The organism is Paraburkholderia aromaticivorans (genome assembly GCF_012689525.1).
GTDB lineage: Bacteria > Pseudomonadota > Gammaproteobacteria > Burkholderiales > Burkholderiaceae > Paraburkholderia > Paraburkholderia aromaticivorans_A.
The window spans coordinates 3,336,070-3,355,965 of the sequence record NZ_CP051516.1 but is presented as its reverse complement, the minus strand read 5'-3'; the positions used below and the strand labels follow the sequence as shown (position 1 = coordinate 3,355,965).

Annotated in this window: 19 protein-coding genes and 2 tRNA genes; 8 read left to right on the top strand and 13 right to left on the bottom strand. The window is 63.1% G+C overall.

What is annotated here, in order from left to right:
* Positions 1–301 precede the first annotated feature (301 nt).
* From HF916_RS43230 to HF916_RS43220, 3 genes are all read right to left on the bottom strand, one after another.
* A tRNA-Pro gene (locus HF916_RS43230) sits at positions 302–378 on the bottom strand.
* 93 nt (positions 379–471) lie between these two features.
* Positions 472–630 (bottom strand): DUF3309 family protein, encoded by a 159-nt coding sequence (locus HF916_RS43225; RefSeq protein ID WP_144137918.1) that lies wholly within the window; start codon positions 628–630, stop codon positions 472–474.
* Between the two features lie 364 nt (positions 631–994).
* Complete coding sequence (locus HF916_RS43220; RefSeq protein ID WP_168794760.1) at positions 995–1,168, bottom strand: hypothetical protein; 174 nt, start codon at positions 1,166–1,168, stop codon at positions 995–997.
* Between the two features lie 181 nt (positions 1,169–1,349).
* Between HF916_RS43220 and HF916_RS43215 the strand changes: the two genes are divergently transcribed.
* Positions 1,350–1,520, top strand: a complete 171-nt coding sequence (locus tag HF916_RS43215; protein WP_168794759.1) for a hypothetical protein — start codon at positions 1,350–1,352, stop codon at positions 1,518–1,520.
* A 208-nt stretch (positions 1,521–1,728) separates the two neighbouring features.
* On the opposite strand, the gene HF916_RS43210 is transcribed toward HF916_RS43215, so the two are convergent.
* On the bottom strand, positions 1,729–3,096 hold the full coding sequence (locus tag HF916_RS43210) for an MATE family efflux transporter (protein ID WP_168794758.1): 1,368 nt from the start codon (positions 3,094–3,096) through the stop codon (positions 1,729–1,731).
* Positions 3,093–3,401 carry a DUF2288 domain-containing protein gene (locus HF916_RS43205; protein ID WP_168794757.1) on the bottom strand — a complete coding sequence of 103 codons (309 nt, stop codon included), beginning with the start codon at positions 3,399–3,401 and terminating at the stop codon, positions 3,093–3,095. The genes HF916_RS43210 and HF916_RS43205 overlap by 4 nt, the downstream gene beginning before the upstream one ends.
* Before the next feature lie 108 nt (positions 3,402–3,509).
* Between HF916_RS43205 and HF916_RS43200 the strand changes: the two genes are divergently transcribed.
* A complete protein-coding gene (locus HF916_RS43200; protein ID WP_168794756.1) occupies positions 3,510–4,238 on the top strand; it encodes a pentapeptide repeat-containing protein in 729 nt (242 codons plus the stop codon).
* Positions 4,239–5,066: 828 nt separating this feature from the next.
* Here HF916_RS43200 and HF916_RS43195 read toward each other — a convergent pair.
* From HF916_RS43195 to HF916_RS43185, 3 genes are all read right to left on the bottom strand, one after another.
* Positions 5,067–5,393: a hypothetical protein gene (locus HF916_RS43195; protein WP_012433822.1), complete on the bottom strand. Its 327-nt coding sequence runs from the start codon at positions 5,391–5,393 to the stop codon at positions 5,067–5,069.
* A gap of 212 nt (positions 5,394–5,605) precedes the next feature.
* A complete protein-coding gene (locus tag HF916_RS43190) occupies positions 5,606–6,316 on the bottom strand; it encodes a peptidoglycan DD-metalloendopeptidase family protein (RefSeq protein WP_168794755.1) in 711 nt (236 codons plus the stop codon).
* 196 nt (positions 6,317–6,512) lie between these two features.
* Complete coding sequence (locus HF916_RS43185) at positions 6,513–7,421, bottom strand: aldose epimerase (RefSeq protein WP_168794754.1); 909 nt, start codon at positions 7,419–7,421, stop codon at positions 6,513–6,515.
* A 651-nt stretch (positions 7,422–8,072) separates the two neighbouring features.
* Between HF916_RS43185 and HF916_RS43180 the strand changes: the two genes are divergently transcribed.
* Entirely contained in the window at positions 8,073–8,903 is an 831-nt protein-coding gene (locus tag HF916_RS43180; RefSeq protein WP_134458330.1) for an undecaprenyl-diphosphate phosphatase, read from the top strand.
* Between the two features lie 290 nt (positions 8,904–9,193).
* Positions 9,194–9,267, top strand: a tRNA-Arg gene (locus HF916_RS43175).
* A 78-nt stretch (positions 9,268–9,345) separates the two neighbouring features.
* Here HF916_RS43175 and HF916_RS43170 read toward each other — a convergent pair.
* Both HF916_RS43170 and HF916_RS43165 read right to left on the bottom strand, forming a co-directional pair.
* On the bottom strand, positions 9,346–9,729 hold the full coding sequence (locus tag HF916_RS43170; RefSeq protein WP_168794753.1) for a DUF427 domain-containing protein: 384 nt from the start codon (positions 9,727–9,729) through the stop codon (positions 9,346–9,348).
* A 247-nt stretch (positions 9,730–9,976) separates the two neighbouring features.
* Complete coding sequence (locus HF916_RS43165; protein WP_168794752.1) at positions 9,977–11,554, bottom strand: acid phosphatase; 1,578 nt, start codon at positions 11,552–11,554, stop codon at positions 9,977–9,979.
* Between the two features lie 248 nt (positions 11,555–11,802).
* Between HF916_RS43165 and HF916_RS43160 the strand changes: the two genes are divergently transcribed.
* Entirely contained in the window at positions 11,803–13,197 is a 1,395-nt protein-coding gene (locus tag HF916_RS43160) for a cytochrome c peroxidase (RefSeq protein WP_206001981.1), read from the top strand.
* A gap of 48 nt (positions 13,198–13,245) precedes the next feature.
* On the opposite strand, the gene HF916_RS43155 is transcribed toward HF916_RS43160, so the two are convergent.
* Positions 13,246–13,485 (bottom strand): hypothetical protein, encoded by a 240-nt coding sequence (locus tag HF916_RS43155; RefSeq protein ID WP_168794750.1) that lies wholly within the window; start codon positions 13,483–13,485, stop codon positions 13,246–13,248.
* A gap of 295 nt (positions 13,486–13,780) precedes the next feature.
* On the opposite strand from HF916_RS43155, the gene HF916_RS43150 reads away from it, so the two are divergent.
* Positions 13,781–14,170 (top strand): RT0821/Lpp0805 family surface protein, encoded by a 390-nt coding sequence (locus HF916_RS43150; RefSeq protein ID WP_168794749.1) that lies wholly within the window; start codon positions 13,781–13,783, stop codon positions 14,168–14,170.
* A gap of 106 nt (positions 14,171–14,276) precedes the next feature.
* On the top strand, positions 14,277–14,726 hold the full coding sequence (locus HF916_RS43145) for an NUDIX hydrolase (protein WP_168794748.1): 450 nt from the start codon (positions 14,277–14,279) through the stop codon (positions 14,724–14,726).
* Between the two features lie 43 nt (positions 14,727–14,769).
* Here HF916_RS43145 and HF916_RS43140 read toward each other — a convergent pair whose 3' ends face one another.
* Together HF916_RS43140 and HF916_RS43135 are read right to left on the bottom strand one after the other, a co-directional pair.
* A complete protein-coding gene (locus HF916_RS43140) occupies positions 14,770–15,744 on the bottom strand; it encodes a transporter substrate-binding domain-containing protein (RefSeq protein ID WP_168794747.1) in 975 nt (324 codons plus the stop codon).
* Positions 15,745–15,883: 139 nt separating this feature from the next.
* Positions 15,884–17,593 (bottom strand): glutamine--tRNA ligase/YqeY domain fusion protein, encoded by a 1,710-nt coding sequence (locus tag HF916_RS43135; RefSeq protein ID WP_168794746.1) that lies wholly within the window; start codon positions 17,591–17,593, stop codon positions 15,884–15,886.
* Between the two features lie 553 nt (positions 17,594–18,146).
* Here HF916_RS43135 and ggt point away from each other — a divergent pair.
* Entirely contained in the window at positions 18,147–19,886 is a 1,740-nt protein-coding gene (ggt, locus tag HF916_RS43130; RefSeq protein WP_168794745.1) for a gamma-glutamyltransferase, read from the top strand.
* Positions 19,887–19,896: the final 10 nt, after the last annotated feature.

Here is a 19,896-nt window from a genome sequence, read left to right as displayed (position 1 = left end):
CGTCAGGCCGCAAGGCAATGGCTCGGCTGACCGGATAAGTGTTCCGGTATATCGCAGGCGAAAGCCCGAAAGCCCGAAAGCCCGAAAGCCCGAAAGCCCGAAAGCCCGAAAGCCCGAAAGCCCGAAAGCCCGAAAGCCCGAAAGCCCGAAAGGGCCCAAAAGCCCAAAAGCCCAAAAGCCCAAAAGCCCAAAAGCCCAAAAGCCCAAAAGCCCAAAAGCCCAAAAGCCCAAAAGCCCAAAAGGGCCCAAAAAGCAAAAACCCGCGAAGCCGGAGGCTACGCGGGTTTCGTGTTGCTTTTCGTGGTCGGAGCGATAGGATTCGAACCTACGACCCTCTGATCCCAAATCAGATGCGCTACCAGGCTGCGCTACGCTCCGACGAAGCCGAGATTCTACGTGGCATTGGGTGCCAGAGTCAATCGCGAATTGCGGCGGTGCGAAACGGAAGCTCGAAAGCGCGATGCAGCTGCGTTAGATACGTCCCATCAACAGCAACACGATCACGATGATCAGCACGACGCCCACGAGTCCGGTCGGCCGATAACCCCAGCCACTGCTGTACGGCCAACTCGGCAACGCGCCGATCAGCAGAAGAATGAGCAGGATAAGCAGTATGGTTCCGATGGTCATTCGAGTTCTCCCTGTCTGGCCTGTGCCAGTTAGTCTGGTTGGTTCGGCGCATTCACGCCGGGACGCTCGACGCGCACGCTGCGCGCTCCTTGCACGCTTACAAGCAGCAAGGCATGTGCCTAAACGGAAACGCAGGCCGGAGGGGGAAATGGCGGGCGGCTGGGTGCTCCAGCCGTGGCGAGGCGAGGCGATGCGTTAAGGGAAATGGCAGACAGGAAAAACTTGCGCGGTGACGGTGGATGCGCGCCTGGTGTCACTGCGCAAGGAGTCGATGTGCGAGCGCGGGCTCGCACATGCAGTGCAGCGCATCAACCGTTCAGTTATTCGGAATGTGCGCAGGCGCAGTTGGCATCCGGTTGTCCGTTCAGTGCCGACGACGCATCCAGTGCGGCATGTGCTGATGAGTCAGCCAGTGGTGCACCATGCCTTCGCCGTCGTGTTCGCGCCGATAGGTTCTCGATTCGTAGATCGACAACACGAGCAGCACGAGCAGACCTATTGCAAGTCCAATCAGACCCGCGATCGTTTCAGCGTCCATGGCAGTCTCCTATGAGATGCGACCGTGACTTTATAGTAGGTCACGCGCAACGAAATGGGAGGGGCACGCTGCTCGCCGCGGCGTCGTGGAAAGCGCTTTGCGGTTAGACTCTCGGCGCTCGCGCTTGCCTGCTCACCGCCGGCCAGCCGCTCATTCATTCTGCTTCGAGAGACTCCCGTTTATGATCCGCGTTTCGATGCTTGCGTTGCTGCTGGTTGCCGGCGTTGCCGGTTGTGCGAATGGTCCGTCCGGCCATCACGGCGGCCCACCGCCGCAAGATCCCGCCGACTACCACGGCGTGCCCACCGACAGCCGTCCGCCCGCGATGGTACCTGCGCCGGTCACGCCTTGAGCGTCGGCTGATAACGGACCCGGCAACGGTGACGAGAGCGGAAGCGAAGCTCCGGCGCGGGCACGCCGGCGCTTCTGACCCGCGCAGACTTTTCGCGCGGAGAGCGCGGGCTGAAGTCATTCTAGGGCGAGCGTCGCGCGCGATATGTATGCGCTTGTTTCAAGCCGTAACCGGGTGCCGCGATGCGAAATGGGCGACGCCTTAGCGCTCAAGCCGCCGCGCCCGCCATGCTGCGCACGACGCCCGGCACATATCGCGCGAGCGTGAGACCGCGTAGCGCCATGAAGAGCAGCATCGCGGCCCACAAGCCGTGATTGCCGTACAGCGCCAGCAAGGCCCACGACGCCGCCACGAACAGCGCGAACGACACCACCATCGACATCATGAGTTCGCGCGTACGAGTCGCGCCAATGAACACGCCGTCGAGCAGAAAGCCCCACACGGACACCACCGGCGAGAGCGCGGCCCACGGCAGATATAGTTCAGCGGTGGCGCGCACGGCGGCCTGATCCGTCAGGCGTTCGACGATCCATGAGCCCGCGCCCCAATACAGCAGCGAGAATCCCAGCGCGCCGAGCGCGGACCACAACGCCGTCACCTTGATTGCCTGCGCGAAAGCATGCCGGTCGCGCGCGCCGATTGCCGCACCGACCAGCGCTTCGGCGGCGTGCGCGAAACCGTCGAGTCCGTAGGCCATGAAGGTCTGAAAATTGAGCAGCAGCGCGTTGGCGGCGAGCGTGGCATCGCCTTGCTTCGCGCCCAGGTGCGCAAACCAGCCAAACGACGAGAGCAGGCACAAGGTGCGCACGAAGATATCGCGATTGAGCACCACGAGCCGCTTGAGCGCCGCCGCGTCGAACAAGGCGGCGCGGTTTAGCGCAGGCAGGCCGCGCGGCCTGCCGTGCCATAGCAGGGCGGCGCCGAGCACGAAACCGAGCGCGTCGGCGGTGGCCGTGGCCGCGCCGATCCCGGCCACGCCCCAACCGAAGCCGTACACATAGAACAGCACGGCCACGATGTTCACGCCGTTGATGAACACCTGCGAGAGCAGCGCGAGGCGCACCTGCTGCGTGCCGAGCAGCCAGCCGAGCACGACGTAATTGCCGAGGGCGAGCGGGGCCGCCCAGATGCGCGCGTGACAGTAAAGCCGCGCGTTGCGCTGCACCGCGTCGCTGCCGCCGATCACGCGTAATGCGTAATCGATCAGCGGCATTTGCAGCGCCAGCACCACGGCACCGATCGCGGCCGCCAGCAACAGCGCGCGTACGACGTTGTTGCGCAACTCGGCGCGGTCGTCCGCACCGTGCGATTGCGCGACCAGACCGGTCGTGCCCATGCGCAGGAAGCCGAAGCCCCAGAACACGAAGTTGAAGAACAGGCCGCCGAGCGCCACGCCGCCGAGATATGACGCGCCGTCCAGATGGCCCGCGACGGCGGTGTCGACCGCGCCGAGAATCGGCTGCGTCAGATTGGCGAGAACGATCGGAAACGCCAGCGCCAGCACCCGGCGGTGCCAGTGTACGGGGACGGCCGGTGCCGCTGCCGACGTGTCCGCATCGCGCGCGGCCTCGCTCAACTGCGTTCCTGCACGCACACCCAGGGCGAGACGACGACGGCCCAGAGATCCGGGTCGCGCGCGGCGAAGTCGGCGGCGGTTTCCGCCTGCACGCGCTCGACGAGCCCGGAGGACAGCCATTGCGTGACCTGCGTGGTGTCGTCGCCGGCGATGGCTTCGGCAACGCTCACCAGATCGAGGTCGCGCGCGACGCGCAGCAAGATGCCGCGCGCGAAGAAACGTTCGAGTTCGGTCCAGCCGATCTTGGCGGTTTCGGCGAGCAGCTTGGCGTACAGCGGGCTATGGGTGGCGTCGTTGGAAGTCATCGTAAGCGGGTTCCGGCGGGGCCGTTACTATAAACCATCGGCGCGGGTCGCCAGCGCGGCGCGCGTTCCGGTAGGCTATGGGTCCTTCGAAATTCATTCTGAACCTTCATGTCACTGGATTCAACGGCGCCGGCTTCGGGCGCGCAAGCTCATGTCGTGACCGACGCCGCGCTCACGCGCGCCGAGGTGGAGCGACTCATCGCGGCAAACCTCACCGGCAATAAGGCGCCGCTTCATTTCACCGACTGCGATTTTGAAGGCGTCGACCTGTCGCGACTCGATCTGCGCGGCGCCGAGTTTCACCGTTGCACGATCGTCGAGACGTCGTTTTTTGGCGCGACGCTCGCGCATACCCGCTGGGTCCGTTGCCGTGGCCGCCAAGCGGATTTCGCATCGGCTGACCTGGTGGACGCGGCGTTTCAGTCGAGCGACCTGAACAACACCAGTTGGCGGCGCGCCAAGCTCGCGTCGGCGTCGTTTCATAGCTGCAAGCTGACCGGCGCCAATTTCGAAGCATGCACGGCGCTGGGTTTGAGCTTCGTCGAAACGCTGCTGGTCGGCGCACATCTGCGCGGCCTGTCATTTCGCAAAGCCACCCTGCAACAGCTGGATTTCTCCGATGCCGATCTTGCCGGCGTCGACTTCCGTGAAGCGATCTTCGACGGCGGCAGCCTGAAGGATGCCCATTTGAAGGGCGCGCGTTTCGACGGCGCGGACCTGCGCGAAGCGGACCTCAGCGGCGTGCGGCTCGTGGACGCGGCGCTCTTCAAGGGCGCGACGATCTCGCATGCCCAGGCGGCCGTGCTCGTCACCGAGCTGGGTTTGCGGGTCATGTGAGCGCGCGTTTCAGCTGGCCGATTTTAGCCATTCGGCCAGCTTGAACGATTGGATGCCGATGCTTATCATTCGATTGGTCGAATCAATTAAGCCGTTGGATTTTTAGTGCCGCAATTTGTCGGCGGATTTAAATCTTTTTAATATTTTCGCCATTTGCGAATTTCTTGTGAAGAAACCAGCTACTTTAATTAAGTCGGTCAATATCGGTTAATAATGCGAAAGAGTGCGGTGGCGCACTAAAGCTACGCAGTACGTAAAGCGTCCGAATCATGCTGGATCGGTTAGCGGAAATCGGCCAGCGGCCTTTCCTCAGGCTTTTCCGGCCGAGTTCAGGCAGATCCCTTGCCTTGCGCGGTCCGGCGGGCAATATCAGGTTTCGTGTCGCGCCATTTAAAGCGTTTCATGTTGAAACGGCGGGCGCATTTAGCCTGTTTATTTCCGACTTTCCCGGTTCACGTGAGGCGGAATCCGTACGCCGCATCACACTGACTGTGAAATTAATATATTGCGCTTGTAAAAGCGGATTGTTAGATTTCGTTCTGGCGCATGGTGAACCGGTCCTTTGCCGATATGCGCCGAACCCCCGTTAGCCCGGCCTCGTGCCGGGCTTTTTTTTCGCCGCGCAACGTCCGGGTCACCGCCGATTCATATGTGCAGTGGATCATGAAAACTTACTTTTTCTTCCCCGAGCATGACCGCGCTAATCATTTTTCTCGGCATCTGCCCGGTCGCGCTCGACGTGCTGGTCGCTTTTGCCGCGCGCATCGATCCGCGCTCAGGACGCCGGCGCCGCCGCTCGTCCGGTCGGCGGTGCGCGTGGCGTCGTCGTTATTGCTTGCAGCGAACCACCATCGACCGGTTCTTCACGTTCGCACCGAAAATGCCGCCGACGGTTCCACCCGAGGTCGCGCCGTTGTCGACGTCTTTCGATACCACGTCGTAGCCGTAGTTGCCGCAGACTTCGCCCGCGCGTTTGTAGCACTCGGCCCAGCTCGAACTTGCGTCGCTGCCGCTGCAGTTGATCGCAAAGCCGGTGTCGCCGCTCGGCAGGTAGGTCATGGTGGTGGTGCTGGAGCAGCCGCCGAGGCTGCCGAGCGTCAGCAGGCCGAGACCGATCGCCGCAGCCGTCGCGACGGACGCAAATGCGCTCTTCATACAGATTCCTTACAGATAGACGGAGGAAGACGTGACGCGAAGCCACGTCGTGTCCTGATTGAGCGTTTTATAACACGCCGGGTTCCCTCGGCCGCAGTTGCAGGGCGCGTGCCCGGCAATGGACGGCGTAAGCGGCGGGACAGTACGCGGACGGCACAGGCCGGACCGTGGGCGCCCGCTGGCGACAGCCAGTGCCACTCCCCAGCCAGCCTCTAGCGGGGCGGCAGAGCCCGCGACGGATCGATTGAACGGCCCTGATAGCGCAGTTCGAAGTGCAGCATCACGCGGTCGGTATCGGTGTCGCCCATCTCGGCAATTTTCTCGCCGCGCGTGACCGACTGGCCTTCCTTCACCAGCAGCGCGCGGTTGTGCGCGTAGGCGGTCAGATACTCGGCGTTGTGCTTGAGAATCAGCAGATTGCCGTAGCCGCGTAAGCCGTTGCCGGCGTACACGACCGTGCCGGGCGCCGCGGCGACGACGGGCGTGCCCGCTGCCGACGAGATATCGATGCCCTTCGAATTGCCGCCGTCGAAACGCCGGATGACCGTGCCGTCGGCCGGCCATACCAGCGAGATCGTCGAAGCCGGCGCGGCGGACGGCGCGCTATCGGTCGGCGCCGGGCGCGGTGTGGCCGAAGCGCTGCCGCTTCCGCTGCTGCGTACCGCGCCGCTGGTCGATGCCGCGCCGCCCGGCGGCGCGACGCGCAGCACCTGGCCGACCTCGATGCTGTCCGGATTGTTCAGATTGTTCCACCGCACGATACTTTGCACCGATTGCCGGCTACTGCGCGCGATCTTCGACAGCGTATCGCCCCGTTCCACCCGATAAAAGCCCGGCCCCACCGGCGCCGACCCGCACGCGGCGAGCAGTGCCACCAACGACGCGCAGGCGAGCCGTTTCATCATTCTTGTTGGGTTAACCATTGGACCTCGCAAAGCGCTGCCGCGCGCCGATCCCGATCACGCGGCAGGTAGATACAAAGCGCTCGATTCTAACGGTTTTGCGCTGCAACACGCGAAAAGCGGGCAGCGCGGCAGGCTCGCACGGCGTGGGGTGCGGCGAAATGCAGCGAAATTCGCCTTAAATCCGGCCACGCCGCTCTGTCTGGAATCCCGGCAATCAACCCAGCCTGGTCACGCTGATGCGCAGCGCGGCGACCTCGGTCTGCCCCGCTTCGAGCCAGCGCAGACCCATGCCGTTGTGGATCGCGTCCGGCAGTCCGAGCCACGGTTCGACACAGTAGAAGTCCGACTCCGCGGCTTCGGTCCACGTGGTCACGGCGTACCAGGGCACCGAGCCCGGCCGTTGCAGGTCGATGGTGACGAGCCGGTCGAGACCCGGCGCGATGAGCCGCACCGGTTGATCCGGCGTGCCGACGAGGCAATGGAAGCGGTCATGGATGCGCGCCTCGTCGAGCGTATAGCGCGCTTCGCCGGGCTCGGCTGCGCTGATCGAACCGTCCTCCTGCTGATAGCACCGTTGCGTGCGCGGCAGCTCCAGCGAGGTTTCGCCACGCTGCGTGTGCGGCAGCGTGAAGTAGAAGTGATGGCCGGCGTAGTAGGGCAGGCGCGTATCGCCGGTATTGGTGGTGGTGAACGTGACGTCGAGCGTGTGCGCATCGACGAGGTTGTAGGCGGCCTCGAAACGGAAGCCGAATGGATAGCCGCCGCGGGTTGCCTCGCTGTCGGTCAGGATCAAGCGCAGGCCGGCGCCGTGCACGTCGGCGTGGGCTTCGAACGGCAGGTCGCGGGCGAAGCCGTGCATCGGCAGTTCGCGCACCGTGCCCTGAGCGTCACGCCAATAACCGATCTTGCCGTCGAGCCGATGCCGGCCGAGAAACGGGAACAGCAACGGGTTGCCGCCGCGAATCCGCGCCGGCTGGCTCCAGTCGGCATGCTCCGGCCAACGGATGACTTCTTCGCCGTCGATCGTCCACGACATCAGTCGGCCGCCGGCTTGCGGCGCGAAACGGAGCACGGAGGCGTCCTGGGCGATCTCGAGAATGTCCTGTTGCGGGGAGAGGGGCATGGTCGATGGATTGATGAGTAGAAGGTTGAAGGCAGAGACAAGGTAGCCCGGAGGCGGCGGCATCCCGACGTGCGAGCGTCGGAATTTGCCACGCGGCGCCACGCGAGAGAATGATTTTGCGCTGCTTTCCGCTACGGGGAAACCCTTCTGGGGAAATTGCGGGTGTCGCCGCGAGGCCATCCTTGCTGATAATTCGTCTGACTGCCCGGTAACTTCGACGACCGGGCGAGACTGCCTCAGGAGGCTGTATGGATCTCGCAATGGCAATGGCTGTCACTTTGTTCGGCATGTTCGCGGCAAGCACGGTCTACTTCTTTTACAAGCTCGAACGCTGATCCGGGCATCTCGCATCGTCTTGCTCAGCTCGTCAAAGGCATCCCGTCCGCTGGACGATTCTTCTGCCGGGCACCACGCAGTTCGCTTCGCGTCATTCTGCTGATCCCAGAGGGCGGCCATTCACGGCGGCCCGCTTCTTTTTCTGTGGCGTAACAACGGTTTCGAGTTGTGACGCAACGCACAATATTTCCCCGAATGCGGTTCAAACGCTTGGCGCTGACATTGCAGCCAGGCATAATCGGTGCGCTTTGAGGCGCCCGTGGATTCCTTATCCGGCGCGCTTGTCCCCGACATTTTCCTTACAAGGACGCCCGCGTGAACCTGTCGTTTCTCATTTTCCTGAGCGTGCTGCAAGGCGTCACCGAACTGTTTCCGGTGAGCAGCCTCGGCCATACGTTGCTCGTACCCGCACTGTTCGGTATGCATATCGACAAACACGCGCCGCAATTGCTGCCGTTCCTCGTCGCGTTGCATCTCGGCACGGCGCTCGCGCTGCTGTGGTACTTCCGCAAACGCTGGTGCGCGCTGGTACGCGGCTTCTTCGCGTCGTTCGGCGGCCGCCGCAACGACGACGCGCACATGATGTGGGCACTCATCATCGGCACGATTCCGGCGGGTCTGGTCGGACTGCTGCTGGAAAAGCGGCTCGAGCGGCTTTTCCACGACCTGCGGATCGTCGCGATCGCGCTGATCGTCAACGGCGTACTGCTGTGGTTCGGCGATCGCCTGCAGCGCTCGCGTGCGCATCAGGCACCGGAGAAGCTGAGTTTCGGCCAGGCGTTTTTTGTCGGTCTCGCGCAGATCGGCGCGTTGATTCCGGGTTTCTCGCGCAGTGGTCTGACGATGATCGCCGGCAATGCGGCCGGCCTGACGGCGGAGAAGTCGGCGGAATTCTCGTTCCTGCTCGGTACGCCGATCATCTTCGCGGCCGGCGTGCTCGAGTTGCCGAAGCTGTTCCATGCGCCGGGCCAACTCGCCGACGCGTTGCTCGGCGGCGTGCTGACCGCGATCGCCGCCTATCTCAGCGTGCGTTTCCTGATGCGCTATTTCGAAGGCCGCGGACGTCTGGCGTCGTTCGGCGTGTATTGCGTGATCGCCGGTATCGTGTTCCTCGGCTGGTTCATGCTGCATCCGCAACCGGTCTGATTGCGTTCGCCATGTCCGTTAGCGTGTGCTGGCGGGCAGGGGACGATCGGTTATAATCCGGGCCCGGCTCAACTTGCCGGGCCCGTTTGTTTCGTGACTCGCGGCGGCCGGTGTGACGCGCAGATCGTGGGCCAGCAGCCGGCGTATATTTCACGTCTGCGGCATGGTCAGTTAGAATTTCGGTATTCCGCGAACCCTGTGGCTTGCAGAAGCACAGGTTCCAATAGCCGAAAGCAGGTTCTCATTGCGGGCGATGCACGTTGTACAGGGTGGCATCGCCTCACTTCAATACGGCAGTAGCTCAGCTGGATAGAGCATCGGCCTTCTAAGCCGAGGGTGGGGGGTTCGAGTCCCTCCTGCCGTACTTCTCATGTTGGCGAGCGCGCTCGCCGCGCAACGCGGCGAGAGTCGCGGATCGCTTCCGCCGCGCTACGCGCGACTGTCACTCCGCCGGTTTCACATCAATCGAGTCGACGCGGTTCGGATAGAACGCCAGATGTTGCGCGATCTCCTTCACCGCCGCATACGGCGACTCATAAGTCCACACCGCATTGACTGTCTTTTCGCCGCCTGACGGAATGCTGTAGTACGCGCAATCGCCCTTGTACGGGCAATAGGTCGCGTGATCGGTGCGCTCCAGCAGCGTCATCTCGACATCGTTGCGCGGAATGTAATACACCGCCGGATAGGACGCTTCGCGCAGCACGAGCGCCTTGGCGGTATCCGCGATCACCTTGCCGGCGACGGTCACGACCACGCGTGCTTTGGCGGGTTCGACCGTGATCGGATGGTCGGGACCGGGCACCTTGATGGTTTTTTCAGTCATGCTGTCGAACTCCTGAATGTGGGCAAGCCTGCAGCGCGTTGCGAAAGGTATCGAGCCACGATCGACGAGACGATCGCGTCCTGGGTCGAAGCATACGCCGCTCATGAAAACGCGTCGGACTCGGCGTTCACGGGACGGCCGTAAAAAAGGGCAGCCGAAGCTGCCCTGTCAAAGTCTCACCCTCAGGTGGACTGCTGCTTACCGCTTAACGTCGTCCGTCTGAAATCGAATGCCTTCTGCCCTTCGCTCAGGGCTTGATGTTCAATGCGGCCGTGAGGTCGCCCATCGGCTTGCTGCCGTTGCTCACCAGCGCGGCGTCGCGCGCCGCGATACCCGGCAGCGTCGGCAGCGAGAAGCGGTGCGTGATGAAGCGCAGGATCGACGTGGTGTCGTACTGCGTGTGATCGACGTAACCCTTCTTCGCATACGGCGAGATGATCAGCGCCGGAATACGCGTGCCCGGACCCCAGCGGTCGGCCTTCGGCGGCGACACGTGATCCCAGAAGCCGCCGTTCTCGTCGTACGTCACGACCACCACCATGTTGTTCCACTGCGGGCTCTTCTGCAGATGCGAGATCAGGTCCGCGATGTGCTGGTCGCCCGACGCCACATCGGTGTAGCCCGCGTGTTCGTTCAGGTTGCCTTGCGGCTTGTAGAACGACACTTGCGGCAGCGTGCCGTTGTCGATCGCCTTGATGAACTCCGAGCCGGCCAGACCGCCGTCGAGCAAATGCTGCGAACGGTTCGCCGTGCCCGGCGCGAGGTCGGCGAAGTAGTTGAACGGCTGGTGATGCGGCTGGAAGTTCGGCGCCGTCAGATTCGCGCCGTAAATCACATTCGACGTCCCGTTTTGCGCCGCCGACACCGCCGCGCCCCACGCGCCGCCGTACCATGCCCACGACACCTTCGCGTTGTTCAGCAGATCGCCGATGTGCTGCTGCGACTGCGCCGGCAGGGTAGTGGCCTGGGTCGGGTCGGCGAAATTCGCGTCGCCGCCGCTCGCCGCCTTGTTGCCGCTCGGCTGATACGGCGGCTGCATCGTGTTGATCGCGTAGAAATCAGGCGTGAGGTTGCCGGAATTCACGTATTTGGGCGGTCCGCTCAGCGCCGAAGCCGGCGAGTTGGATGCGAGCTTGAGCGTGACACCGTCGCTTTCCACCGACGCGATCGAGCCGGCCGCCACGCTCTTGTCCGCGTTCGGATAAGTCGGCGTGCACGCGCACACCAGCCACTGGTGGTTCAGGAACGAGCCGCCGAATGCGCCCATGAAGAAGTTGTCGGCGAGCGTGTATTGCTGGGCGATCTTCCACAGCGGCAGCTTGTCGGCGTCGAGCGTGTAATGGCCCATTATGAGGCCGCCCGAATCCGCCCAGGCGGCGAACTTGTCGTTCTTGCCGCCGTTGATCTGCATCTGGTTCTCGTAGAAGCGGTGATACAGGTCGCGCGTCGTCGCCGTGATCGGCGTGTTGAAACCCTTCGGGTCGTCGATGGCGAACGGGCTGTTCGGCAGATTCGCCGTCATGGCCTGTGTGATCACCGGCGTCACGCCGGTTTGCGTCAGGCCGTTCCACACCTGCGGCAGCGTCGCGAGCGACGTGCCGTTGCGGTCCATCTGCGTGGCGCTCGCCGCCGTCACGTTCTGCAGACCGTTGGCGCCCGGGAAGTTGCCGTACAGGTTGTCGAAGCTGCGGTTTTCCGCGTAGATCACCACGACGTTCTTGATCGACGTGATGTCCGGTTCGTTGACTTTGTCACCGCCGCAGGCATACAGGCTCAACGCTGCTGCGATCGCGATAGGCGTCGCGCAGATCAGTTTCTTGTTCATTTGATGTGGTTTCTCTCTCTCGCGTTGGGGACGGGCCATCTGAACTCCTTACACGGATGACCGCGGGCGAAAGTTTGGCAAGGCAATTTGACAGAAAGATGTAATTAATTACGAATCACTTCTGATTGAAAACTATCGTCGGCTATATGTCATTTAAACGACATGCGGATGAAATACGCTCGCGGACTTCACTATCGCAAACTCACATCTTTCATATGCGGCCAGGTCTGACGGGGATTCGGAAAATAATGGCTCGGGTCGAGGCGCGGCATGACGCCGGGCTCGCAGCGAAGCGCATGCGGCAAGCGACAGCGTTCGCGCTGACGGCCATGACCTTGACGCTTGCCGTGTGCGATGCGGGTGCGCCGGGCACGGGTGCCGTCGCGAGTGCCGCGGCGAGCACGGGCGCTGGCGTGTCGCCTTCGTCCGTGCCGTCGGCGACGTCGGTTGTGCAAGTCGGCGCTCATGAAACGGGCCAGTCCCGTGCGCAAGTCTACGAATCCGTGCGGCAGATGACGGCGCTCGGCAAGCAGCTTTTTTTCGACGCGTCGCTCTCCGGTTCGGGCAAGCTCGCTTGCGCGTCGTGTCACAGTCCGGAGCATGGGTTCTCGCCGGCCAATGCGTTGTCGGTGCAACTGGGCGGCAACGATATGCACCGTACCGGCATGCGCGCCGCGCCGACGTTGAAGTATCTGCAGTCGGTGCCGGCGTTCGCCGAGCACTATCACGAGTCGGACGACGAAGGCGACGAAAGCGTGGATGCGGGACCGACCGGCGGCCTGACCTGGGATGGCCGCGTCGACCGAGGCGGCGACCAGGCGCGCATTCCGCTGCTGTCGTCGTTCGAAATGGGCAGCACGCCGGCCAAAGTCACGGCGGCAGTCAAGGCCGCGCCATACGCCGACGCTTTCCGCGCGGCCTTCGGCGCACAGATTTTCGATAGCGACGACGCCACCTTCAAAGCCGTGCTGCAAGCGCTCGAAACCTTCGAGCAGACGCCGGAAACGTTCTATCCGTACACCAGCAAATACGACGCCTATCTGGCGGGCAAGGCGCAGCTGACGCAAGCCGAACTGCGCGGCCTGCAACTCTTCAATGACGAGAAAAAAGGCAATTGCGCGAGCTGTCACATCAGCCAGCGCACCATGGACGGCGCGCCGCCGCAGTTCAGCGATTTCGGTTTGATCGCGATCGGCGTGCCGCGCAATCGCGCGCTGTCCGTGAATCGCGATCCGCATTTCTACGACCTGGGCGCCTGCGGCCCGGAGCGCACCGATCTGAAGGGCCGCGCCGAGTTTTGCGGCATCTTCCGCACACCGACGCTGCGCAATGTGGCGCTGAAGAAAAGCTTCTTCCACAACGGCATCTACCATTCGCTCGATCAGGTAGTGCGCTTTTATGCCCAGCGCGACACGAACCCGGAGAAGTTCTATCCGGTGGCGAAAGGCAAAGTGCGGAAGTTCGACGATCTGCCTCAGCAGTACTGGGCTAATCTGAATACCGATCCGCCGTTCGACCGCAAGCCGGGTGACAAGCCGGCGCTCGACGAGGCGGAAATCAAGGACGTGGTCGCGTTTCTGAAGACGCTGACGGACGGGTATAAGGCGGGAAGCGGGGCGGCCGATTCAGTGGCCGCGAAGTGATGCAGGTGATGCGATGGCGGCTGGCGTAGCCGGTCGCTCAGGCCAGCATTAGTTGCCGGCGCTCGCCAGCATGTAATAGCAGCTGGCGAGCAGCAGAGCGAAGGAGAGCAACACGCAGGCGATGCCGACGCGCGTCAGCAGATTGGGCCAGCGGGCGTGAGGCAAGGCTTCCATCCGCACGACGCGCCGCGCGAGTCCGGGATCGCGGCTGATCGCAACCGGCACGAGCGCGACGCACAGCAGCGCAAGCGCGATAGCAATGGTTTCGAGGGCGGCGAGGGTGTGCATGGCGGGACGTCTTCAGATTCTGATTGGCGCGGAGGCGCAACTAATCAATCTTAAGAAAACGTCTTGGTGCCAGGAATCGGAGCCGTCCTAAAATTAGGGGCGCTTACTATGTCCGCTGGCGCCTGATTCTGGGAATGAGGCGCGTCGTGTGCCAAGGCTGGCGCTCGTTCGTCCACTTCGGCACGCGGCCGTTTCTCGCGGTCCCTTCGAGGGGGGCATGCTATGCTTTTGGGGTCCAGATCACGAGGCGCCATGCGCGCTCGAGACCGCCGAACACTTCCGAGGAGAACCCTTCATGTCGATGCGAACCCGTGTCCTGTCTCAACTGATCGCCGCTAGCCTGTTGCTGGGTGCTGCGATCGGCGCGCAAGCTGCGAATCTTGGTTTTCTGAACGACACGCCGATTAGCTACATGAAGCAACGCGACATCGACTCCGTCAAAAAGGCGGTCTTCTCCGCGCTGAACGACAAGCAGGACGGCGAAACCGCGAACTGGGTCAACGAAGGCACGGGCAATAGCGTGAAGATCGACGCCGCGATCACCATGGCCAGCACGGCCAAAGAGGGCGATCGCACGTGCCGCGACCTCGGCGTCGTGCTGCGTGCCAAGGGGCAATCGATGAACCTGCGCCCGCAGTTCTGCAAGCAGGGTAGCGGCACCTGGCAATTGCAGAAAAAGCACTGAGCATGCAGGCCTTGATGACGGCACGCGCCGGTTGGCAACCGACGCGGCTCGAAGCCGCGCGCGTGCGTGTCGATGGATCTTTGCATTGGCTTGACGCGGTGCGGCGATGAGCACACGGGTTATCTCGTGCGGCATCGTCTTGCTTGACCCGGACGGCCGCGTGCTGCTCGCACATGCCACCGAAACGTCGCACTGGGACATTCCAAAAGGACACGGCGAAGAAGGCGAGGCGCCGCATGTCACGGCGCTGCGCGAGATGGTCGAGGAGACCGGTATCGCCATCGAACCCGAGCGTCTGAAAGACCTCGGCCTGTTCGTCTATCGGCGCGACAAGGATCTGCATCTGTTCGGCGCGCGTGCCACCGTCGATGAACTCGATCTGAGCGTGTGCACCTGCACGTCGCTCTTTCCACGCCGCTCCGACGGCACGCTGATTCCCGAAATGGATGCCTACCGCTGGGCCGCGCCCGACGAAGTGGACAAGTATGCGAGCCGCAGTCTCACGCGGCTCTTTCAGACCACGCTGTCGCTCGTGGAACTGCATCGGTCGCTGTAGCGGCGAGGCGGCCGGCGGCTGCGTGAACCGCTTGCCTCACGGTTCAGTCGAGCGCGCGGTCGTTCGGATGCGCGAACAGGTTGCGGTTCTGCTCCGACAGCGGAAAATTCAGATTGATGCCGTGCGGCGGGATGGGTTGCGTGAACCACTGCTTGTACAGACGCTCCGCTTCGCCGGACGTCTGGCCGCGCGTGATCACGCCGTTGACGAGCGCGCGGAACGGTTCGTCGCCTTTGCGGAACATGCATGCATAGACTTCGTAGCCCAGCGGCGTGCCGGTCACCACGAAATCGTCGGGACGCGGATCGGTCGATTTGAATCCATACACGATCGGCTCGTCCATCACGAAGGCCACGGCGCGGCCGTCCTTGAGCGTGTTAAAGGCCTCGGAATGATCGCGCGCGCTGGTGATGCGCATGTTCAGGAGCTTGTCGGTGTTCAGGCGGCGCAGCAGGCGTTCATCCGAGGTACCCGCGGTCGTCACGACCGCTTTGCCGGCCAGATCCTGAAAATCCGTGATGCCGGCGTTCTTGCGCGCGATCATGCGCACCGCATACTGGAAAAAACTGTTCGAGAACGCGGCCACGTTTTCGCGTTCCACCGTGTGAGTGGTCGAGCCGCATTCCAGATCGATCTGGTTATTCAGCAGCATCGGCGTACGGTTCGACGAGGTCACCGTGATCTCGTGCACCTTCAGTTGCGGCATGCCGAGCGTCTTCTTGATCTCTTCGACGATCTGCAGCGCGATGGTCTGCGAGTAGCCGACCGTGCCCTTGCCGTCGAAGTAGGAGAAAGGAATCGACGCTTCACGCACGCCGAGCACGACCACGCCGTCGTCGTGAATTTTCTTCAGCGTGCCAGTGAGTTCGTCCGTTTGAGCGGAGCAGGCGAGCGACGCCGCGCCGAAGGTAGTCAGCGCCACGAGCACGCAACGCGCGCCATGGACGAAACGCGCGGCATGCGCCGTGTGCCCCGTCGTGTGCCGGGTACTCGCCCTGCGGCGGCCTGCAACTTTCATCGGACCTCCCGGACTGGCGTTTGCGGATGCCGCGCCGTCACTGTCGATGGAACATGGTGCAACAAAACGGCGTGCATCTTTCGATCAAGACGCACGCCGTATCCAACTTCAGATGCGCTGCAAAAGGGTGCGTTCCAGCTTACGCCGGCTTGCCCCAACTGTCGCGCAGACTGACGATGCGATTGAATACGGGCTTACCCGGCTTCGAATCGACGCGGTCGGCGACGAAATAGCCGTGACGCTCGAACTGATAGCGTTGTTCCGGCAGGGCTTCACGTGCGCCCGGCTCAAGGTAGGCGTTGACCACGCGCTTCGAATTTGGATTCAGCGCTTCGAGGAAATCGCGGCCGCCGGCGTCCGGTTGCGGTTCCTTGAACAGGCGGTCGTAGATGCGCACTTCGGCCGGGCAGGCGGTTGCCGTGCTGACCCAGTGGATGTTGCCCTTGACCTTGTAGTTGTTCGCGCCTTCGGTGCCCGATTTGCTGTCCGGGAAGTAGTTGCAATGGACCGCGACGATGTTGCCGTTCTCGTCCTTGTCCGCGCCGACGCATTCGATCACGTAGCCGTAGCGCAGGCGCACCTTGTTGCCCGGGAACAGGCGGAAGTAGCCCTTCGGCGGCGTTTCGTTGTAGTCGTCGCGTTCGATCCACAGTTCGCGCGAAATCGGAAACTCCCGCAGGCCCATTTCCGGATGATGCGGGTGGACCGGCGCATTGCACGGCTCGCTCACGCCTTCGGGGAAGTTGTCGATGATCAGCTTGACCGGATCGAGCACGGCGGCCGTGCGCGGCGCCTTGTTGTCCAGATCGTCGCGCAGCGCACCTTCGAACACGCTCATGTCGATCCACGAATCGACCTTGGTCACGCCGATGCGCTCGCAGAACAGCTGGATCGCTTCCGGCGTGAAGCCGCGCCGGCGCACGCCGACGATGGTCGGCATACGCGGATCGTCCCAGCCTTCCACGTGGCCTTCGGTCACCAGTTGCAGCAGCTTTCGCTTGCTGGTGATCGCGTAGGTCAGGTTCAGGCGCGAGAATTCGATTTGCTGCGGCAGCGGGCGCGTGAAAATGCCGGCCTCGGCGAGTTCATTGAGAATCCAGTCGTACAACGGACGATGGTCTTCGAACTCCAGCGTGCACAGAGAGTGCGTGATGTTTTCCAGCGCGTCCGAGATGCAGTGCGTGTAGTCGTACATCGGGTACACGCACCATGTGTCGCCGGTACGGTAGTGATGCGCGAAACGGATCCGGTAGATGACCGGATCGCGCATATTGAAGTTCGGCGACGACATGTCGATCTTCGCGCGCAGTACGTGCTCGCCTTCCTTGAACTCGCCGGCCTTCATGCGGCGGAACAGGTCGAGATTCTCCTGCACCGAACGCTCGCGGAAGCGCGACGGCGTGCCCACTTCCGTGGCCGAGCCGCGGTTCGCGCGCATTTCTTCGGCCGACTGGCTGTCCACGTAGGCCTTGCCGCGTTCGATCAGCAGTTCGGCGAATTCGTACAGCTTGTCGTAGTAGTCGCTCGCGTAGTAGAGCTCGGCCTTGCCGCCTTTTTCCCACTCGAAGCCGAGCCAGCGCACGGCGTCGATGATCGAGTCGACGTATTCGACGCTTTCCTTTTCCGGGTTGGTGTCGTCTAAGCGCAGATGGCACACGCCGCCGTAGCTACGCGCCACGCCGAAGTTCAGGCAGATGCTCTTGGCGTGACCGATATGCAGATAACCGTTCGGCTCGGGCGGAAAGCGCGTTTCGACGCGCTGGCCCCACTTGCCGGTGCGGTTGTCGTCGTCAATGATGTTGCGGATGAAATTGGATGCCGCTGGCGCGTCGTTGCGTTCGGTATTCATGCGAGAAGGTGAAAGTCTGTCGGGGGCGCGCAATGCGTCCTCTTATCCGACAATTCTACCTGACGAGTCCCGTCGCGGAAGGCGAGTGCGGCGTGTAGCCAACGTTTGAGCCATTTTGGTGGGAATTCAGGGGTCAGGCCGGCGCTGTAACAGGAGGTAAAACGTTTTGTTCACGCGCCCGCCGCCGACTTAGGATGCGAGCGGCGCGGGTTCGTCCGCGAGGGCTGCGCGGTATGGCCGCGTGAAATGTCCTGGCGCCGCAATGGGCCGTATGTGCCCGCGTTGAGGCCGCATCATGCCTTGCCAGGCCGCATTTCACGCAATATGAGACCGCAGGCGGGAAATCACCGCGCATAGCAAGGCTCACCGGCCGTCTCGCCTCGCCTTACATGCCCGCCGCCCGATATTTTCCCGGGGCAGTGCAGCTTGCGCCACAGCGCGCAGCGCGTGCACTCGTCGCAGCCGTCCACGCAGGCCGCACCGCCCTTTGTCGCCTTGCACGAATTCCTGTCGTTCGTGCACCATGGCGCCCTTAGTTGCCGGAGTTTCTCGGATGTCTGTCCCGACGCACGGCGCGCCTCGCGCGCCTTTCACCTTTCTTTCTCTGGCCCGGGTCCTGACCGTGTCGGCCATGCTCGCCTCTTTCACTGGCGCTATGGTCGCGCCCGCGGTCGCGCTGGCGAAAACGCCGCCGCCCAAGGCCGTGTTCGACGCATCGGCGGTGGCCGCGCCGGACCGCTACAGCGCGGACACGGCGCAGCAGATCTTCGCCGCCGGCGGCAACGCGGTGGATGCCGCCGTCGCCGTCGCCTTCACCCTGGCCGTGACCGCGCCGGATGCGGGCAATCTCGGCGGCGGCGGATTTATGACCGTGTTCATGGACGGCAAGCCGTACTTCCTCGACTATCGCGAGAGCGCGCCGCAACAGGCGACCCGCGACATGTATCTCGACGACAAAGGCAATCTGCTGCCGGGCATGAGCGCCGTCGGCCATCGCGCGGTGGGCGTGCCGGGCACCGTCGAGGGCATGTGGGAGGCGCAGCAGCGTTTCGGCAAACTGAAATGGAAGCAGGTGCTCGCGCCCGCGATCCGCTATGCCACCGATGGTTTCCAGGTCGAGCCGTGGTTGCAGCAACGCCACGACGCGGCGGCGAAAAGTTTCGCCGGCAAGACCAACTTCGACGCCTACTTCTCCAATCTCAAGGCGGGCGTGACGTACCGCCAGCCTGAACTGGCGCAGACGCTGTCGCGCATTGCAAGCGATGGTGGACGCGAGTTCTACGAGGGCCGCACTGCGGACCTGATCGCCCAGCAGATGTACGGCCACGGTATGGTCACGAAACAGGATCTGATTCAATACAAGGCCGTGTGGCGCCAGCCGCTTACCACCGACTGGAACGGCTATCAGGTCGTCACCGCGCCGCCGCCGAGTTCGGGCGGCGTCGGGCTGATCCAGATGTTGAAGATGAAAGCCGACCTGAAGCAGGCGTTCGACGGCCTCGAACTGAACTCCGCGCCGTACATCCATCTGATCGCGCAGATCGAGGACCGCGTGTTCGCCGATCGCCAGCAATACCTGGGCGATCCGGATGCGTACAAGGTGCCGACCGGCAAACTGATCGACGACGCCTACCTCGCGCAGCGCGCCGACGAAGTCAAACCCGACGAAGTGCCGGGCGCCGCGCCGGTGAAGCCGGGCCTTGGCGACGCGGCCCCGGAGAAGGCGCAAACCACGCATTTCTCGGTGGTCGACAAGTGGGGCAATGCCGTGTCGAACACTTACACGCTGAACGGAGACTTCGGTTCGGGCGTGGTGGTGGACGGCGGCGGCTTCCTGCTGAACGACGCCATGGACGACTTCGTCACCAAGCCCGCCGGCGCGAGCAGCGCCGAAGTGAACACGGTGGCGCCGGGACGCCGTCCGCTGTCGTCGATGACGCCGACCATTCTGCTGAAGGACAACAAGGTGTCGCTCGTGATCGGCACGCCCGGCGGCTCGCGCATTCTCACGTCGATTTTCCAGGTGATGACCGACCTGTACGACTTCAACATGTCGCCCACCGACGCGCTCGCCGCCATGCGTTTCCACCACCAGTTGCTGCCGCAGAAGACGATCTATTTCGAGCCGTATCGTCCGATCACGGGTGAACTGGCCGAGCAGTTGCAAGCCAAGGGCTACACGCTCGAGGGGCAGTCGTTCAACGGCGACGTGCAGATGATCCGCATCGAGGGCACGACACCCGTGCCGGCGGCTGATCCGCGCGGCGTGGGTGTGGGGCGCGTGATGCATTGACGCGGCGATG

Bases quoted from the DNA above. Each gene is read 5' to 3' on its own strand.
- HF916_RS43225 (WP_144137918.1), bottom strand. From the start codon at position 630: ATGACCATCGGAACCATACTGCTTATCCTGCTCATTCTTCTGCTGATC.
- HF916_RS43160 (WP_206001981.1), top strand. From the start codon at position 11,803: ATGGCTCGGGTCGAGGCGCGGCATGACGCCGGGCTCGCAGCGAAGCGC.
- HF916_RS43220 (WP_168794760.1), bottom strand. From the start codon at position 1,168: ATGGACGCTGAAACGATCGCGGGTCTGATTGGACTTGCAATAGGTCTG.
- HF916_RS43170 (WP_168794753.1), bottom strand. From the start codon at position 9,729: ATGACTGAAAAAACCATCAAGGTGCCCGGTCCCGACCATCCGATCACG.
- HF916_RS43150 (WP_168794749.1), top strand. From the start codon at position 13,781: ATGTCGATGCGAACCCGTGTCCTGTCTCAACTGATCGCCGCTAGCCTG.
- HF916_RS43195 (WP_012433822.1), bottom strand. From the start codon at position 5,393: ATGAAGAGCGCATTTGCGTCCGTCGCGACGGCTGCGGCGATCGGTCTC.
- HF916_RS43155 (WP_168794750.1), bottom strand. From the start codon at position 13,485: ATGCACACCCTCGCCGCCCTCGAAACCATTGCTATCGCGCTTGCGCTG.
- HF916_RS43140 (WP_168794747.1), bottom strand. From the start codon at position 15,744: ATGAAAGTTGCAGGCCGCCGCAGGGCGAGTACCCGGCACACGACGGGG.
- HF916_RS43215 (WP_168794759.1), top strand. From the start codon at position 1,350: ATGATCCGCGTTTCGATGCTTGCGTTGCTGCTGGTTGCCGGCGTTGCC.
- HF916_RS43205 (WP_168794757.1), bottom strand. From the start codon at position 3,401: ATGACTTCCAACGACGCCACCCATAGCCCGCTGTACGCCAAGCTGCTC.
- HF916_RS43145 (WP_168794748.1), top strand. From the start codon at position 14,277: ATGAGCACACGGGTTATCTCGTGCGGCATCGTCTTGCTTGACCCGGAC.
- HF916_RS43135 (WP_168794746.1), bottom strand. From the start codon at position 17,593: ATGAATACCGAACGCAACGACGCGCCAGCGGCATCCAATTTCATCCGC.
- ggt (WP_168794745.1), top strand. From the start codon at position 18,147: ATGTCTGTCCCGACGCACGGCGCGCCTCGCGCGCCTTTCACCTTTCTT.
- HF916_RS43190 (WP_168794755.1), bottom strand. From the start codon at position 6,316: ATGGTTAACCCAACAAGAATGATGAAACGGCTCGCCTGCGCGTCGTTG.
- HF916_RS43200 (WP_168794756.1), top strand. From the start codon at position 3,510: ATGTCACTGGATTCAACGGCGCCGGCTTCGGGCGCGCAAGCTCATGTC.
- HF916_RS43185 (WP_168794754.1), bottom strand. From the start codon at position 7,421: ATGCCCCTCTCCCCGCAACAGGACATTCTCGAGATCGCCCAGGACGCC.
- HF916_RS43165 (WP_168794752.1), bottom strand. From the start codon at position 11,554: ATGAACAAGAAACTGATCTGCGCGACGCCTATCGCGATCGCAGCAGCG.